This is a genomic window from Brachybacterium equifaecis, from assembly GCF_023509525.1.
In the GTDB taxonomy this organism is placed as follows: Bacteria; Actinomycetota; Actinomycetes; order Actinomycetales; family Dermabacteraceae; genus Brachybacterium; species Brachybacterium equifaecis.
Window position 1 is genome coordinate 169299 of the sequence record NZ_JAKNCJ010000001.1, and the last position, 14950, is coordinate 184248.

Sequence of the window (14950 nt, forward strand, 5' to 3'; positions counted from 1 at the left end):
GCCCTGGGGATCCTCAGGCACGCGTCGTAGCCTGCCGACCACCACCGCTGCGCAGCCCTGAGGCTGCCCTGTCCGAAAGGCCCCTCATGCGAATCGCCGTCATCGGAGCGACCGGCAACGTCGGCACCGCCCTCCTGCGCAGGCTGCACAGCGCCGAGGAGGTCACCTCGATCCTCGGCATCTCCCGGCGCGGCCCCGACCGCACCGGGGAGCCCTATGACGGCGTCGAGTGGCAGCGCGCCGACATCTCCAAGCCCGCCTCCGCCGGCCGGCTCACGGAGCTGCTCCGCGGCGCCGACGCCGTGGTCCACCTCGCCTGGGCGATCCGCCCGAACCGCGACGAGGCCTTCCTGCGCGCCACCAACGTCGACGGTGCGCGCCGGGTGTTCGAGGCCGCAGCCGCCGCGGGCGTCCCGCACCTCGTGGTCGCCTCGAGCGTCGGCGCCTACGGCCGGGCCGACGGCGCGCCGGGCCCCGCGAGCCCGCAGAGCGAGGACTACCCGGTCTTCGGCACCCCCAGCTCGCACTACGGGCGGCAGAAGGCGGAGGTGGAGCGCGTCCTGGACGCCGTCGGCGCGGCGCATCCCCAGATACGCATCGCGCGCCTGCGCCCGGGACTGATCTTCCAGGCGGACGCCGGCCCGGAGATCCGCGACTACTTCCTGGGCTCCCTCGCCCCGCGCCCCCTGCTGCGCGCTCTCGCCGGCGGCCGCCTCCCTATGCTCCCCTGGCCCGCAGGCCTGCTCACCCAGACGGTCCACGCCGACGACATCGCCGAGGCCTACTGGCAGGTGGTCCGCCAGGGCGCGAGCGGCGCGTTCAACATCGCGACGGACCCCGTCGTCGGCCCCGATGCGATGGGCACCGCGCTGGGCGCCCGGCGCTGGCTGCCGGTGCCCGTGCCGCTCATGCGCGCGGCCCTCAGCGCCGCGTACGCGCTGCGCCTGGTGCCGACGGATCCGGGCTGGATCGACATGGCGATGGCCACGCCGGTGATGTCCACCGAGCGCGCGCGCAGCGAGCTGGGCTGGATGCCGCGCCATGACGCCGTCACCGCCCTCGGCTCCGTCATCGCGCACCTCGCCGACGACGGGGGCCTCGGCAACGCGCTCCATCGCTCGCGGGATCCCTGGGAATGAGCCGCCGCGCCGGCCGTTCCGTCGGACCTCCTGCCGCGTGGGAGCCGCCGACGGCGATCGCATCAGGGAAGGCAGCCGCGGCCCCATCGGCCGCCGGAGCATCGCCACCCGAGCCGGTTCCGGCACCCGCAGGCGAGGGGGCTACCCTCGAGGCCATGAGTGATCGCTCCACGTACCTGCTCGTCGACGGCGAGAACATCGACGCCACCATCGGCATGTCGATCCTGCGCCGCCGCCCCCAGCCGGAGGAGCGACCGCGCTGGAACACGCTGCTCTCCTTCATGGGCCGGCAGTGGGACCAGCCCGTCAAGGGCCTGTTCTTCCTCGCGGTGGACGGCGACATGCCTGCCCCGTTCGTGCAGGCGCTCGTTACCATCGGCTACCAGCCGATCATGCTGCGCGGCGAGGGCAAGGTCGTCGACATCGGCATCCAGCGCACCGCGGAGGCGCTCCAGGCGCGCGAGGCCGACGTGGCGCTGGTCAGCCACGACTCCGACTTCGCCCCGCAGATGGCCGCGCTCGCCGCGACCCCGGGCCGCCGCACGGCGCTGATCGGCTTCAGCGAGTTCCTCTCCTCCGAGCTGCGGAAGATCCCCGACGTCGAGTTCTTCGATCTCGAGCACACCGTCGGCGCGTTCACCACGCCGCTGCCGCGCATGCGCGTCATCGAGATCGACGAGTTCGATCCGCTCGAGTTCATCTGAGGCGAGAGCCCCGCTTCGGGTGCGGGCGCGCGCGGATGCGACGATAGGGGCATGACCGACGCTCCCGCCGCACCGCTGCCCGGCCGCTCCCCGATCCCCGTGGTCGACGGCCACAACGATCTCCCCTGGGAGTTGCGGGAGGTCGGGTACGACCTCGAGCGCTGCGACATCTCCGTTGCGCAGCCGCAGCTGCACACGGATATCGCGCGCCTGCGGCAGGGCGGAGTGCGCGGGCAGTTCTGGTCGGTGTTCGTGCCGTCTGACATCCCCGATCCCGTCACCGCGACCCTCGAGCAGATCGATGCGGTGCGCGCTCTCGCCCGCCGCTGGCCGGAGCACTTCGCGATCGCCACGGAGCCGGACCATCTCGCCGCCGCTCTCGCCGCTGGACCGGACGCTCCCATCGCCTCGATGCTCGGCGCGGAGGGCGGCCACAGCATCGCCGGCTCCCTCGCCGTGCTGCGCAGCCTGCACCGCCTCGGCGTGCGGTACATGACCCTCACGCACAACTCCTCGACGCCCTGGGCCGACTCCGCCACCGGCGAGGCGCTCAGCGGCGGGCTGTCGGGCTTCGGCCGTGAGGTGGTGCGCGAGATGAACCGGATCGGGATGCTCGTGGATCTCTCGCACGTCGCCGAGAGCACGATGCGCGACGCCCTCGTGGTGAGCGAGGCGCCGGTGATCTTCTCCCACTCCTCCTGCCGCGCCGTGGGCGACTCCGTGCGCAACGTCCCCGACGACGTCCTCGCGCTGATGGCGCAGCGCGGCGGCACCTGCATGCTCGCCTTCGTCCCCCGCTTCGTCGCGCCGGAGACCATCGCGTGGGCCGCGCAGCTGGACGCCGACGCCCGCGCGGCCGGAGTGGACCCCGCCGATCTCGACGCCCGCCGCGCCTTCGAGGCCGCCTATCCCGAGACCGCTCCCCCGGCGACGCTCGCGCACGTCGTGGCGCACATCGAGCACGCCCGCGAGGTCGCCGGCGTCGATCACATCGGCCTCGGCGGGGACTACGACGGCACTCCCGTCATGCCCGTCGGCCTCGAGGACGTCGCCTCCTACCCGCGCCTCATGGATGCGCTGCGGGAGCGCTCCTGGAGCGAGGAGGATCTGGTCCGGCTCGGCGGGCAGAACATCCTCGCCACCTGGCGCGAAGCCGACGCCGTCGCCCGCGACCTCCGCAGCCGCGGATGAGCCCGGTCCGCTCCGCCGCGCCCGCTGTGCTCGCCGGGATCGTCTGCGGGATCGTCGGGTTCACGAGCTCCTTCGCGGTCGTCCTCGCCGGGCTGCAGGCCGTCGGCGCGAGCGCCGACCAGGCCGCCTCGGGACTGCTCGTGCTGTGCCTGACGATGGGGGCGGGCTGCATCGCGTTCTCGCTGCGGCTGCGCATGCCGATCACCATGGCGTGGTCCACCCCGGGCGCGGCCCTGCTCGCGACCGCCGCCGTGCCCGCAGCAGGCTTCGCCGGCGCTGTCGGGGCGTTCGTCCTGAGCGGGATCCTGCTGGCGCTGTGCGGCCTCGTGAAGCCGCTGGGCCGGCTCGTGCAGTAGATCCCCGCGCCGCTCGCCTCCGCGATGCTGGCCGGAGTGCTGCTGCACCTGGTCATCGCGCCGTTCACGGCGCTCGCCGCCGACCCTGCCGCCATCGCGGGCCCGCTGCTGGTGTGGCTCGCCCTCAGCCGGCTCGCCCCGCGCTGGGCCGTGCCGGGAGCGCTCGGCGCGGCGATCGCGGTGATGGTGCTGCGCGGATCCTTCGCGCACCTCGATGCGGCAGCGGCGGCGCCCCGGGTGATCCCGGTGCTCCCCGCCTGGGACCCCGGGGCGCTCCTCGCGATCGCCATCCCCCTGTTCATCGTCACCATGACCAGCCAGAACGTTCCCGGGATCGCGGTCCTCGCGAGCTTCGGGTACCGGCCCGGCACGCGCGGGCCGCTCCTCTACACGGGAGCCGCCTCCGCGGCGGGGGCGCTCGGCGGCGGCCATGCGATCAACCTCGCCGCGATCTCGGCGGCGCTCGCGGCGGGGCCGGAGGCGGGCCCCGATCCGTCGCGCCGATGGATCGCCGGCGTCTCCTGCGGCCTGACATACCTGGCGTTCGGGCCGCTCGCCGGTCTCGTCACCGCGCTCGCGCACGCCGCTCCGCACGGTCTCATCGAGGCGATCGCCGGGCTCGCGCTGGTGGCCACGTTCGCCGCCTCCGCGACCGCTGCGCTCGAGGCGCCCCGCACCCGCATCGCCGGAGCGATCACGCTGATCGTCGGCGCCTCGGGATTCGCGATCGCCGGGATCGGCGCGGCGTTCTGGTCCCTGCTGGCCGGGCTCCTGATCCACTTGGTCCTCACCCCTCGCGCGGCTCCTCCCGCGGTGGGGCCGACGCCAGGAACCCCGGGAGCCACACCCGCTCCCAGTCCGTGACCTCCTGCACCATGGGACCCTCCCGCAGGGGGAGTCTGCGAGCGACCCAGTAGGTCCCCGGCGCTTCGCGCTCCAGCAGTCCGTAGTCCACCAGCTCACGGCGCAGGAAGGCGACGTCCTCGTGCAGCGGGCGCAGGATCTCGTTCACCTCGCTCTCCGGCAGGGTGCGCCCCAGGGGGAAGCGGGCGAGCAGCTCGAGCATCAGCGCGAAGCGCGCACGCCGGCGGCTGGGGATGCTGAGGATGCGCCCGTCCCGCAGGAACGGCCGCAGCAGTCGCTCGTGCTCGGTGCGCGCGGCTTCCGGGTCGATGGGCGCTCTCGCCGGTTCTGCGCGGGCCGGGTCCGGCGCCTCGCGCGGGGCCGCAGGGCCGACGCGCCGAGGGTCCGTGGCGCGCTCGGCCCGGATGGCGGCGAGCGCCGCGGTGTAGTTCTCGCCCGTGCTGCGCATGCGCGCGCGGACGATCGCCTTGAGATCTGCGTGGAGGGTCATGTCGTCGCCTCTCGCCGCGGGCACCCCCAGCCTGCAGCGCGGCCGAGATCGACCTGGACATGATCACCGGCCCGAGGATCCGCTCCCCTTCGCCTCTGCGTCCGGGCTGGGGCCGTGACGCGGGCTGGGCGATGAGCCATCGCCGAGGCCGAGCGTGCCATCCGGCGGCGGCGCCGTCAAGGCGCCGCCGGTTCAGCGGGTCCGCGAGGAGAGCACGCAGAACTCGTTGCCCTCGGGGTCCGCGAGCACGGTCCAGGTGACGGAGTCGCCCTGGCCGACGTCCGCCCGCGTCGCGCCCGCGTCCAGGAGGCGCTGGATCTGCGCGTCGCGATCGTCGTCGGCATGGGGCGCGAGATCGATGTGCAGGCGGTTCTTGACCGTCTTGCCCTCGGCGACCGGGACGAACACGAGCCCGGGACCGGTGCGGTGCCAGCGCTCAGCGGGGATCTCGCCCTCGTCGGCGAGGTCGGAGGGGATCACGGCGACCTCCTCGTCGTTCTCGAAGATGATCTGCCAGTCGAGCACTCCGGCCCACCAGCGGGCCTGCGCGTGGATGTCATGGGCATCGATCACCACGGTGTACCACCGCAGGGAGAGGCCGGTCGAGGAGGGGCGGGGGGCGTTCGGGCTCTGTTCCATCATCCGAATATGCCACGGCCGCGGACGGTTCTCCCGGAACGCCCCGTTCCCCGCGCCGAGCCCGCCGCGGATAGCCGCCGAACCCGGCCGATCGCGCGGACCCTGCGGTTACCATGAGGCAATGAGGACCCCCACCCCCGCCGACCCTGCGCCGGCCGCGCAGACCCCTGCCGCGGAGCCGACTGCCGCAGGGCGGATCATCGAGCTCGAGCCGAAGGACGCTCCCGTGCTGCGCTCGGTGATGCAGGAGGCGTTCGCCGAGTACACCACGGACGGCTTCTCCTACGGGACGGAGCACGAGACCGACGAGTCGATCCGCGCCGAGCTCGAGGGGAGCGGCAGGGCGGCCGCACTGGTCGTCGACGGAGCCGTCGCCGCCGTGGTGAAGTTCCATGTGGAGCCCGAGACGGGACTGCTGTACTTCTGGCGCCTCAGCGTGCGGCCTCAGCACCGCGGGAAGGGCCTCGCGACGCAGATCGTGCGCTGGCTGTTCGACGTCGCCGCGGCAGAGGCGCTGGGCGGGATCGCCTGCAACGTCGTGCCGCGCCACGCGCAGCTCGCCCGGCTCTACGAGCACAGCTCGATGCACATCGTCGGGGAGGTCGAGCACGTCACCCCGCGGGGTCAGACCCTGACCCTCCTCCGGCTGGAGGGAGCGCTCCCTCCCACCCGCGCGATCATCGAGCTGCGCGAGCAGGACGCCCCGCTCCTGCGGGCGGCCCTGCACGAGAGCTAGGCCCAGTACCAGACGCAGGGAATGCCCTCGGACGCGATGCTGGAGACCGACGAGACCCTTCGGGCCAAGCTCGGCTCGGGGTCGAGGGCGGCGGCGGTGCGCTGCAGCGGGAAGATCGCCGCAGTGATGAAGTTCCGCCCCCTCGACGGGGCCGACCTGGTGATCGCGCGCCTCGGCGTCCTGCCCGAGCACCGGGGCCGGGGCCTCGCGAAGATGCTCCTGCACTGGCTGGAGGATCAGGCTCGGCGCGAGGGCGCTGACGGCATCGCCGTGGTGGTCCCCAGCTCCGACGCCTCGCTCATCGAGCTATTCGGGCACCTCGGCCTCGATCTCGCCGACCGGGGCAAGCAGCTCACCCTCAGCGGAGAGCTGCTGGACGTCTCCTACCTGCGCAGAGCCATCTGAGCTCTCGGCGCCGCGACGGGGGCCGCTCCCGTCGCGGCGGGCTCCGCTGCGGCGACGCCCCGCGGCGCCGACCGGATCCGCTCAGGCCAGGCGCCGCGCGAGGGTCGAGACGACGTGCCAGTGCTTCCGGTCCCCGGAGAAGGTGCGGCCGTCTTCGTCGCGGATGCTGCGATCGAGGATCTGGAATCCCCGGAACATCTCGCCGATCCGCTGCGCCGAGAGGGTCGCGATATCGGGCCGATCGCTCCACGAGTCGTTCTCCCCGAACAGGTCCACCGCCAGCACTCCGCGGCGCTCCAGCGCCGCCAGCAGGCGGGGCCAGATGCGTTCGAGCCCGTCGGGACCGAGAATCGGCAGCGAGTAGGCCGAGTAGATGACCGCGGCCTGCGGGAACTCCTCCACCGTGCTCGCATCGACGTGGTGCAGCACGACCTCCCCGGGCAGGCGCTCGTTCTCCACCAGCCGGCTCGCCAGGGTGTCGTCGATGTCGTAGGCGTGGACCGACCAGCCGCGGCGGGCGAACTCGAGCGCGTCGGAACCGCCGCCCGCACCGATCTCGATGGCCACACGACCGGGGCCCTCCCCGGGCGCGGCCGCGATCGCCTGCGCCACCAGCCGGCGCGCCGGTCGCGCCGAGGCCGCCCGATTGTAGGGATGCCAGTCCACGGGCGCGTCGGAATCCATCGAGCCAGCCTACCGATGACCCGCGCGGGCGCGACTCCGCCGCCCCTGCGCCCCCGGGCTCCAGGCCCAGGGGCCCCGGGGCCCCTGGGCCCCCAGGCCCCCACTACGATGATCAACATGTCAACCACCTCGTGGAGGATCGCCTCCGTCTCCCTCCACACCTCCCCCGTCTCCACCCCCGGGAGCGCGGACGCGGGAGGGATGAACGTGGTCGTGCTGGAGCAGGGGCGCGCGCTCGCCGCGGCTGGTCACCGCGTGGACATCCTGACCCGGCGCACCGATCCGGACCAGAGCGCGATCACGCAGATCGCTCCGGGGCTGCGCCTGCTGCGGCTCGACGGCGGTCCGGCCACCCCGCTCGCGAAGAGCGCGATGGAGCGCGCCATCGCGCCCTTCTCCGCGCACCTCGAGCAGCTGGTCCATGAGGCCGAGGCTGCAGGAGATCCCTACGACCTCCTCCACTCCCATCACTGGTTCAGCGGCGCTGCCGCGCTCCCGGTCGCGCAGCGCCATGGCCTCCCCCACCTCCAGTCCTTCCACTCGGTGGCCGCGCCCGCGGATGCGGCCGGGTTCGATGCCGGGGAGCCCTCGGAGTCGGCCGGACGCATCGCGGGCGAGCGCGCGGCGGCCCGCGGCTCCGACGCGGTGGTGGCCGTCTCGCTGGCCGAGGCGCGCACGATCTCCGCGCGGTACGGGGTGGCTCCCGAACGCATCGCGGTGATCCCGCCGGGTGTGGACGCGGCGCTGTTCCATCCCTCCCCCGCCCCTGCGAGCGACCGCCTGCGCGCTCCGCACCTGCTGTTCGCCGCCCGCCTGCAGCCGCTCAAAGGCCCGGACCTCGCCCTCGAGACGCTCGCACTACTGGAGCCCGACCTCGGCGCGCGGCTCGACCTCGCCGGTTCTGCCTCCGAGGATTTCGCCCCCTACCGCGAGGAGCTCGCGGCGCACGCGCAGTCCCTGGGCGTGCGCGATCGCGTCCGCACCCTCGGGGCTCTCGAGCGCCCCGAGCTGGCCGCGCGCATGCGGGAGGCGGCGGCGCTGCTGCTGCCGAGCTGGTCGGAGACCTTCGGGCTCGTGGCGCTGGAGGCGCAGGCGAGCGGCACTCCCGTGATCGCCTGGGCAGGGGCGGGCGGAGTGCGCGAGGCCCTCGGGGCTGGGAGCATGCTGCTCGAGAGCCGGGAACCGGCGGCGTGGGCCGACGCTCTCGCGCAGCTCCTGGGCGATGCCGCCGCCTACACGGCAGCCTCGCAGTCCGCCCGGGACTTCGCCGCCTCCCGCAGCTGGGAGGCGAGCGCGCAGCAGCTCGCGCACCTGTACGCGGACGTGCTCGCCGCTCCCGCGCGCCGGGCGGATCCGTGGGCCCTGCTCGAAGGCGCCGCGCGCGTCCTCGCCGTCCATGCGCACCCGGACGACGAGACGCTCTCCACCGGAGCGCTGCTCGCGGAGCTCTCCGCCAGCGGGACAGAGGTGGCCCTCGTGACCGCCACCCGGGGAGAAGCCGGCGAGGTCGTCCCCGGCGCCCTGGCCGACGGCGACCCCCGGCCCCTGAGCGCCGTGCGCGCGGCGGAGGCCGACCTGGCGGCCCGCGCGCTCGGGATCGACCGCCGGTTCCTGCTGGGCGAGGCGCCCGCTCTCGCCCCGGGCGCAGGCCCCCGCCGCTACCGCGACTCGGGGATGGAGTGGGTGCGCGAGGGCCTCGCGGGCCCGTCGGCGGATGCCGGGCCCGAGTCCTTCACCCGCCGCAGCGAGGAGGAGGCCGTCGCCGATCTCGCCGCTCTCATCGCGCACGTGCGCCCCGACGCGGTCATCGGCTACGACGACGAGGGCACCTACGGCCACCCCGACCACGTGCGCGCCCACCGCGTCACCGCTCAGGCCTGCGCGCTGACGGCCGTGCCCTTCGTGGAGGTCGCGAGCGCCCCGGAGGCAGAGGGCTTCCACTGGCGCGCGCACACGGGAACCGGGACCCTCGCGCGCGTCCGAGAGGCGCTGCAGGGCTACCGCACGCAGCTCACCGTGATCGACGCTCGCGAGGCGAGCGCGGCGGATCCGTCGGCCATCCACTCCGTGCGCGTCCGCCACGTGGGCGGGCAGGAGCAGGATGTCGTGCTGCGCACGGGACTGCGCATGCACGCGAGCGAGCGCCGCGCCGAGGGCTGAGCGGACCCCGGCGCTGCGCTGGACCTCGGCGTCGGCGGCGATCCGCTCGCCTTCGGTGTCGGCGGCGATCCGCTCGCCTTCGGTGTCGGCGGCGATCCGCTCGCCTTCGGTGTCGGCGGCGCTCCGCAGGGCCTCAAACCCGCGGGACCCTCACGTCCAGCACCACCGGCAGGTGGTCCGACGCCTCCGCGAAGCGCTCGGCGCTGACGCGTGCGCTCTGCCGCGGCGAGAACGCCGCGCGCACGCGCACGTCGGGAGTCGTCAGGAGCGCATCGATGCGGCTGCGGGGGCTCGCAGCCGGGAACGTCGGCTGATCCCAGGCGGGGTCGCTCGCGGCGGGGTCCTCGAGCACCCCGGAGAGCAGGGTGCGAGCGGGCCCGTCGGCGCCCTCGTTGAGATCCCCGCCGACGATCACCGGCGCCCCCGCGCCCTGCACGAGCTGGAGGACATGCCGGGCGTGGCGCTCGCGATTGGGGACCTGCAGCGCGAAGTGGATGTCGGAGACCACCACCGCGCCGCCGCCCGGAACCGCGAGCCGCACGGCGGCGACGCCTCGCGGATAGGTCGAGTTCGCGTCGCTGAGCTGCTGCGCCACCGGGTGCATCCCGCGCCGGATCACCTGCCCGGCGATCTCCTCGCGCGCGAGGATCGCCAGTCCCCTCCCGCCGCGTCCGCCCACCAGGATCCGCCGGTCCACCCGGCTCGCGAACCATGACAGCCGGGCCTGCGGGAGCACGAAGCGCGGGGCCTCCTGGAGGAGGAGCACATCAGCGTCGAGGTCGCGCACGCCGTCGATCAGCGCGGGCAGATCCCCGCGCAGCTCGCAGATGTTCCAGCTGAGGATCCGCAGATCCCAGCCGCCGCGCGCGCTCACGCCAGACCCTCGGCGGGCACCGGCACCAGGCTCTCCACCAGCGCCACCAGCTCCTTCACTCCATATCCGGGCCAGCCGAACATCTCGCGCCGCCATTCCGGCGGCACCGCCTTGAAGCCGAGCGCACCGCCCATCAGGGAGCCGGCGATGCATGCCACCGTGTCGGTGTCGTTGCCGGCGCGGACTGCCGACTCGAGCGCCTGCACGAGGGCGGCCCGCTGGGCGAACTTCCCCGCGGGGATCGCGCCGACGCCGTGCACCGCCGCGAGAGCGGCCTGGAAGGCGTGCACCACCCAGCCGTTGCGGGGGAAGGATGCGGGTTCGGAGGCCTCGGCCTCCTCGATCCGGCGCTCCCAGAGGCCGCGCCTCTCGGCGCCGAGCCGCGGGAGCGCGCGGCGCACGTCGATCTCCCCGGTGAGCACGGCGTGGCGCACCGCGAAGCCCCACAGCAAGCAGGCCTCGGAGGCGTCGGGGTGGGCGTGGGTGAGCCCGCACACCGCCTCGATGGTCTCCTGGGCGACGTCGTCGCTCTGGAGCAGCGCGGCGATGGCCGCGGCATGCGTGCGCATGAGCGCGCCGTTGCCGGAGACGCGCGGCAGGTCCCGGTGCACCTCGCTCGCGGCGCGCTGGAAATCGGAGGCGCGCGGCACGGATCGGCCGTCGGCGCGGGCGGACTCCGCCGCCCGGCGGATCACGTGGGAGGTGAGGGCGCCGATGTCCGGGGTGCCCATCGACCAGGAGTACCACTCGCGCGCGATCTGATCCAGTGCCGAGCAGGCGCGCAGATCGTGGTTCTCGGGCGCGGCGGCGGCGGCCTCGAGCACCACGATGGCCATCGCCGTGTCGTCGGTCCACTCGGCCTCTGCCCAGCCGAGGACCCCGCCACCGATCATGCCGATCTCCTCGCTGCCGGAGATCGGGGCCTGGAACTCGTAGGGCGCGCCGAGCGCATCCCCAGCGGCCGCGGCGACCACGGATCCCGCAGCGCGGGCGCGCACAGCCAGCGTCGCCGAGGCGTTCATGCTGGTCTGGTCGTCGTCCACCTCGCCATCGTGGCACATCGCAGCCCTCCAGCAGAATGCCTGGTCAAAACCGGGTCCGTGGGATGCCGAACACAGGCAACCGACGGCAACCGCGGCACTGTCCCGGGCCCTGGGAGGTGCGGGTCCGTGCGCCGATAGAGTTGGCGGACACCGAAGGAGATCCATGACCCCCTCCACGCCCGCACCCGCGACCTCGCACCCCGCCCCGGAGAGCGGCGCTCCCCAGCAGCCCGCCTCCGAGCCGCAGGGCTGCGGAAGCTCCTGCACGGACGCCCACGACCACACCGGCCACGACCACGGCCCCACCGGAGCGGACATCGTCCGCAGCTTCGGCTCAGGACTGGCCATCGTGACCATGGTGATCCCGGCCCTCGCCGTGGTGATGCTGCTGAGCGCGCTGGTCCTCGCTCCCGCGACGCCCCTCCCCCTTCTGCTCGGCATCGGCCTCGGCGGCGCGCACCTGCTGGTGCTGGTGCTCACGAGCCTGTATGTCTCGCGCACGGAGCGCCGCCTCGCGGTCAGCCCCGGGCTGCTCGCCGTGCGCAGCACCGTCGAGGAGCTGCTGCGCCTGGCCGCGGTGCTAGTCGGCGCGCTGCTGTGGCCCTTCGAGCACCCGGGCGCGCTCGGCGTGTGGGTGGGCGCGGGCGCCGCCCTGGTGTGGATGGCGCTCGCGACCGCGCAGACCGTGAGCGCGCGCCGCCGCATGGCGAGCCCCTCGAACTGGTCCAAGAACGCGGTCGCCACCTTCCTCGCCGAGAAGGTGTCCGTCCGCCGGTCCCTCGTGCTGCGCGTCCTCGACGTCATCGGCTCCGCCGCGTTCCAGATCGGCGCGACCGTGCTCATCTTCCTGAACCCCCTGATGACCGTCGGCACGATCGTGCTGTCCATCGCGACCGGACTCTCCACGCTCGTGCTGCATCGCCGCAGCTCGGCCGAGCGCGCGCGCACCCCCTGGGCCTACGCGCCCTTCGCCGTCGGCGCCCTCACCCTCGCCCTCGCGATCCTCGGCATCTCGACCCTCTGACCCCGGACCCTCTGGCTCCGGCCCTCTGGCCCAGGCCCTCTGAACAGGAGACCCATGACCTCCCCTCAGCACACGCCCGCCCGCTCCGGCCTCGACCTCAGCCAGGTCGATCCCGCGATCCACCTCCAGGACGATCTGTTCGGCCATGTGAACGGCCGCTGGCTCGCCGAGCACGTGATGCCGGCCGACCGCTCCTCCGACGGCGAGTTCCGCCGCCTGCGCGACGAGTCCGAGGCGCACGTGCGGGAGATCATCGAGGAGGCCGCCGCCGCGGGCGCGGATCCCACGAGCGACACCGGCCGCATCGGCACGCTGTACCGCCTGTTCATGGACGAGGAGACCATCGAGGCCAAGGGCGCCGCGCCGCTGGAGCCGCTGCTCGCGGAGATCACCGCCGCGCAGTCCCTCGACCAGATCGCCGCTCTCATGGCCGCCCCGGTCGCGGGCACGAGCGCAGTCCACGCATACGTCTGGACCGATGACGACGACTCCTCGCGCTACCAGGTGAAGCTCTACCAGGGCGGGCTCGGCCTGCCCGACGAGTCCTACTACCGCGAGGATTCCTACGCCGAGATCCGCGAGGCCTACGCCCGCCATCTCGCGCGCCTCGCCGCGCTCGCCTCCCTGCCGGGCCGCGAGGGCCTCGTCGGCGGGGATGCCGCCGCGCAGGCCGCGGCCGTGGTGGACTTCGAGACGCGCCTCGCCTCCTGCCATGTGGATGTGGTGCGCCTGCGCGACTCCGAGGCCTCCCACAACCCGATGACCGCGGGCGCACTGGCCGAGCTCGCTCCCGACTTCCCCTGGGGCCCGTTCTTCGAGGGCACCGGCGCACCGGAGGGCTCCTTCGACACCCTCAGCGTCAGCCAGCCGGAGTTCATCACCGCCGCCGCTCCCCTGCTCGCGGAGACCCCCCTGGATGTGCTGCGCACCTGGCTCGCGCTCCACACCGTGAGCTCCTACGCTCCCTACCTCTCCGCCGCCTTCGTGGAGGAGGACTTCGACTTCTCCGGCCGCACCCTCTCGGGCGCGGAGGAGCTGCGCGAGCGCTGGAAGCGGGGCGTCGCACTGGTCGAGGGAGCGGTCGGCTTCGCCGTCGGCAAGGAGTACGTGCAGCGCCACTTCCCGCCCTCCCACAAGGAGACGATGGAGGAGCTGGTCGCCGCACTGCTGCGCGCCTACCGCACCTCGATCAGCACGCTGGAGTGGATGACACCCGCGACCCGCAAGAAGGCCCTCGAGAAGCTCGAGCAGTTCACCCCGAAGATCGGCTACCCCGAGCGCTGGCGCGAGTACGACTCCCTGACCCTGGATCCCAGCGACCTCGTCGCCTCGGTGCGCGCGGCGCGCGAGCATGAGACGGCCCACGAGTTCGCGAAGCTCCAGGGCCCTGTGGATCCGTACGAATGGCACATGACCCCGCAGACGGTCAACGCCTACTACAACCCCGGCGCGAACGAGATCGTCTTCCCCGCCGCGATCCTCCAGCCCCCGTTCTTCGACGCGGATGCCGAGGCCGCCGTGAACTTCGGCGGCATCGGCGCGGTGATCGGCCACGAGATCGGCCACGGCTTCGACGACCAGGGCTCGAAGTACGACGGCGCCGGCAACCTGCGCTCCTGGTGGACCGACGAGGACCGCGCCGCTTTCGAGGAGCGCACCGCGCGCCTCATCACGCAGTACGAGGCGCTCTCCCCCCGCGAGCTGGACGCCGAGCACCACGTCAACGGCGCGCTCACGATCGGCGAGAACATCGGCGACCTCGGCGGGCTCTCCATCGCCCTGCAGGCCTACCTCGACTCGGTCGAGGGCTCCGGACCCGAGATCGACGGCTTCACCGGCGTGCAGCGGGTGTTCCTGTCCTGGGCGACCGTGTGGCGCGGTCGCAACCGCCCGCAGGAGTCGATCCGTCGCCTCGCGATCGATCCGCACTCCCCCGCCGAGTTCCGCTGCAACACGATCGCCGGGCACCTCGACGCGTTCTACGAGGCGTTCGACGTCGCCGAGGGCGACGCCATGCACATCGCCCCCGAGCAGCGCGTGAGCATCTGGTGAGCACGGCGCAGCGGGGGCGCCCCGATGCGCCCTCCTACACCGGCCGCACCCTGATCGGCGCGGTCGGCTGGACGCGCATCGGGATCGCCGCGGTGCTCGCCTTCGCGGCCGCGGTGTGCGGCGCCCTGCAGCTGATCCAGATGCCGTTCGTGATCGCGGTGATCGTGTTCACCGTCGGCTTCGCAGTCGCCGCGTGGATGCGCATGAGCACGCGCTTCGTCGTGGACGAGCGCGGGCTGACGGTACTGCTCGGCGGGTTCTGGAAGCGGCCCACGTGGCCGGTGGAGGACTTCCGCACCGTGCAGCTGCGAACGATCCCCGCAGAGCTCGTCGGCGTGAGCACCGGCGGGTACGGCTGGCGCGCCGGGAAGGCGATGTCCGCGGCCGACGGGACGATCGAGCCCCTCCCCGGGCGGAAGCCCTTCACCACGACGTCGGCCCAGGAGCTCTACCGCCTGCTCGTCACGCGGCCCGGGACGATGGTCGAGATCATCGGCCGCGAGGGCTGGAACTACCTGATCTCCCCCGAAGATCCCCGGGAGACGGCCGCGGCGGTCGACCAGGCGATCCGCGCCCGCCGCTGAGCAGG

The 14950-nt window shown here is 73.6% G+C and carries 14 protein-coding genes and 1 pseudogene; 10 read left to right on the forward strand and 5 right to left on the reverse strand.

The genetic code is table 11. The features are described from left to right. The first annotated feature begins 86 nt into the window (after window positions 1-86). The 4 genes and pseudogenes from Bequi_RS00805 to Bequi_RS00820 all read left to right on the forward strand — a co-directional run bounded on the left by Bequi_RS00805 (window position 87) and on the right by Bequi_RS00820 (window position 4254). On the forward strand, window positions 87-1139 hold the full coding sequence (locus Bequi_RS00805) for an NAD-dependent epimerase/dehydratase family protein (RefSeq protein WP_249736089.1): 1053 nt from the start codon (window positions 87-89) through the stop codon (window positions 1137-1139). 155 nt (window positions 1140-1294) lie between these two features. After that, complete coding sequence (locus tag Bequi_RS00810; RefSeq protein ID WP_249736091.1) at window positions 1295-1843, forward strand: NYN domain-containing protein; 549 nt, start codon at window positions 1295-1297, stop codon at window positions 1841-1843. A 51-nt stretch (window positions 1844-1894) separates the two neighbouring features. Then, entirely contained in the window at window positions 1895-3034 is a 1140-nt protein-coding gene (locus Bequi_RS00815; protein WP_249736092.1) for a dipeptidase, read from the forward strand. Beyond that, window positions 3031-4254 (forward strand): annotated as a pseudogene (locus Bequi_RS00820) (benzoate/H(+) symporter BenE family transporter). Before Bequi_RS00815 ends, Bequi_RS00820 begins: the two are co-directional and overlap by 4 nt. Here Bequi_RS00820 and Bequi_RS00825 read toward each other — a convergent pair. After that, on the reverse strand, window positions 4178-4744 hold the full coding sequence (locus Bequi_RS00825) for a DUF2087 domain-containing protein (protein ID WP_249736093.1): 567 nt from the start codon (window positions 4742-4744) through the stop codon (window positions 4178-4180). The pseudogene Bequi_RS00820 and the gene Bequi_RS00825 overlap by 77 nt on opposite strands. A gap of 192 nt (window positions 4745-4936) precedes the next feature. After that, window positions 4937-5383 carry a VOC family protein gene (locus tag Bequi_RS00830; RefSeq protein ID WP_249736094.1) on the reverse strand — a complete coding sequence of 149 codons (447 nt, stop codon included), beginning with the start codon at window positions 5381-5383 and terminating at the stop codon, window positions 4937-4939. 121 nt (window positions 5384-5504) lie between these two features. On the opposite strand from Bequi_RS00830, the gene Bequi_RS00835 reads away from it, so the two are divergent. Both Bequi_RS00835 and Bequi_RS00840 read left to right on the forward strand, forming a co-directional pair. Continuing rightward, a complete protein-coding gene (locus Bequi_RS00835) occupies window positions 5505-6119 on the forward strand; it encodes a GNAT family N-acetyltransferase (protein ID WP_249736096.1) in 615 nt (204 codons plus the stop codon). 21 nt (window positions 6120-6140) lie between these two features. Further along, window positions 6141-6524, forward strand: coding sequence for a GNAT family N-acetyltransferase (locus tag Bequi_RS00840; RefSeq protein ID WP_249736098.1), 384 nt, complete (start codon window positions 6141-6143; stop codon window positions 6522-6524). Between the two features lie 81 nt (window positions 6525-6605). Here the strand turns inward: Bequi_RS00840 and Bequi_RS00845 are convergent, their stop codons facing one another. Beyond that, window positions 6606-7208: a class I SAM-dependent methyltransferase gene (locus Bequi_RS00845; protein ID WP_249736101.1), complete on the reverse strand. Its 603-nt coding sequence runs from the start codon at window positions 7206-7208 to the stop codon at window positions 6606-6608. Window positions 7209-7325: 117 nt separating this feature from the next. Between Bequi_RS00845 and Bequi_RS00850 the strand changes: the two genes are divergently transcribed. After that, entirely contained in the window at window positions 7326-9368 is a 2043-nt protein-coding gene (locus Bequi_RS00850; protein ID WP_249736102.1) for a glycosyltransferase, read from the forward strand. 133 nt (window positions 9369-9501) lie between these two features. Here Bequi_RS00850 and Bequi_RS00855 read toward each other — a convergent pair whose 3' ends face one another. Beyond that, window positions 9502-10242, reverse strand: coding sequence for an endonuclease/exonuclease/phosphatase family protein (locus Bequi_RS00855; protein WP_249736103.1), 741 nt, complete (start codon window positions 10240-10242; stop codon window positions 9502-9504). After that, a complete protein-coding gene (locus Bequi_RS00860) occupies window positions 10239-11285 on the reverse strand; it encodes an ADP-ribosylglycohydrolase family protein (RefSeq protein ID WP_249736104.1) in 1047 nt (348 codons plus the stop codon). Before Bequi_RS00860 ends, Bequi_RS00855 begins: the two co-directional genes overlap by 4 nt. A gap of 163 nt (window positions 11286-11448) precedes the next feature. On the opposite strand from Bequi_RS00860, the gene Bequi_RS00865 reads away from it, so the two are divergent. The 3 genes from Bequi_RS00865 to Bequi_RS00875 are packed head-to-tail and all read left to right on the forward strand — an operon-like array spanning window position 11449 to window position 14945. Further along, window positions 11449-12309 carry a hypothetical protein gene (locus Bequi_RS00865; protein WP_249736105.1) on the forward strand — a complete coding sequence of 287 codons (861 nt, stop codon included), beginning with the start codon at window positions 11449-11451 and terminating at the stop codon, window positions 12307-12309. A 54-nt stretch (window positions 12310-12363) separates the two neighbouring features. Further along, on the forward strand, window positions 12364-14361 hold the full coding sequence (locus Bequi_RS00870; RefSeq protein ID WP_249736106.1) for a M13 family metallopeptidase: 1998 nt from the start codon (window positions 12364-12366) through the stop codon (window positions 14359-14361). Beyond that, window positions 14358-14945 (forward strand): hypothetical protein, encoded by a 588-nt coding sequence (locus Bequi_RS00875; RefSeq protein WP_249736107.1) that lies wholly within the window; start codon window positions 14358-14360, stop codon window positions 14943-14945. Before Bequi_RS00870 ends, Bequi_RS00875 begins: the two co-directional genes overlap by 4 nt. Window positions 14946-14950: the final 5 nt, after the last annotated feature.

What these genes read in the sequence shown, in the direction of transcription:
- Bequi_RS00845 (WP_249736101.1), bottom strand. Translation starts at nt 7,208, where the DNA reads ATGGATTCCGACGCGCCCGTGGACTGGCATCCCTACAATCGGGCGGCC.
- Bequi_RS00825 (WP_249736093.1), bottom strand. Translation starts at nt 4,744, where the DNA reads ATGACCCTCCACGCAGATCTCAAGGCGATCGTCCGCGCGCGCATGCGC.
- Bequi_RS00850 (WP_249736102.1), top strand. Translation starts at nt 7,326, where the DNA reads ATGTCAACCACCTCGTGGAGGATCGCCTCCGTCTCCCTCCACACCTCC.
- Bequi_RS00870 (WP_249736106.1), top strand. Translation starts at nt 12,364, where the DNA reads ATGACCTCCCCTCAGCACACGCCCGCCCGCTCCGGCCTCGACCTCAGC.
- Bequi_RS00815 (WP_249736092.1), top strand. Translation starts at nt 1,895, where the DNA reads ATGACCGACGCTCCCGCCGCACCGCTGCCCGGCCGCTCCCCGATCCCC.
- Bequi_RS00830 (WP_249736094.1), bottom strand. Translation starts at nt 5,383, where the DNA reads ATGGAACAGAGCCCGAACGCCCCCCGCCCCTCCTCGACCGGCCTCTCC.
- Bequi_RS00840 (WP_249736098.1), top strand. Translation starts at nt 6,141, where the DNA reads ATGCCCTCGGACGCGATGCTGGAGACCGACGAGACCCTTCGGGCCAAG.
- Bequi_RS00865 (WP_249736105.1), top strand. Translation starts at nt 11,449, where the DNA reads ATGACCCCCTCCACGCCCGCACCCGCGACCTCGCACCCCGCCCCGGAG.
- Bequi_RS00805 (WP_249736089.1), top strand. Translation starts at nt 87, where the DNA reads ATGCGAATCGCCGTCATCGGAGCGACCGGCAACGTCGGCACCGCCCTC.
- Bequi_RS00810 (WP_249736091.1), top strand. Translation starts at nt 1,295, where the DNA reads ATGAGTGATCGCTCCACGTACCTGCTCGTCGACGGCGAGAACATCGAC.
- Bequi_RS00835 (WP_249736096.1), top strand. Translation starts at nt 5,505, where the DNA reads ATGAGGACCCCCACCCCCGCCGACCCTGCGCCGGCCGCGCAGACCCCT.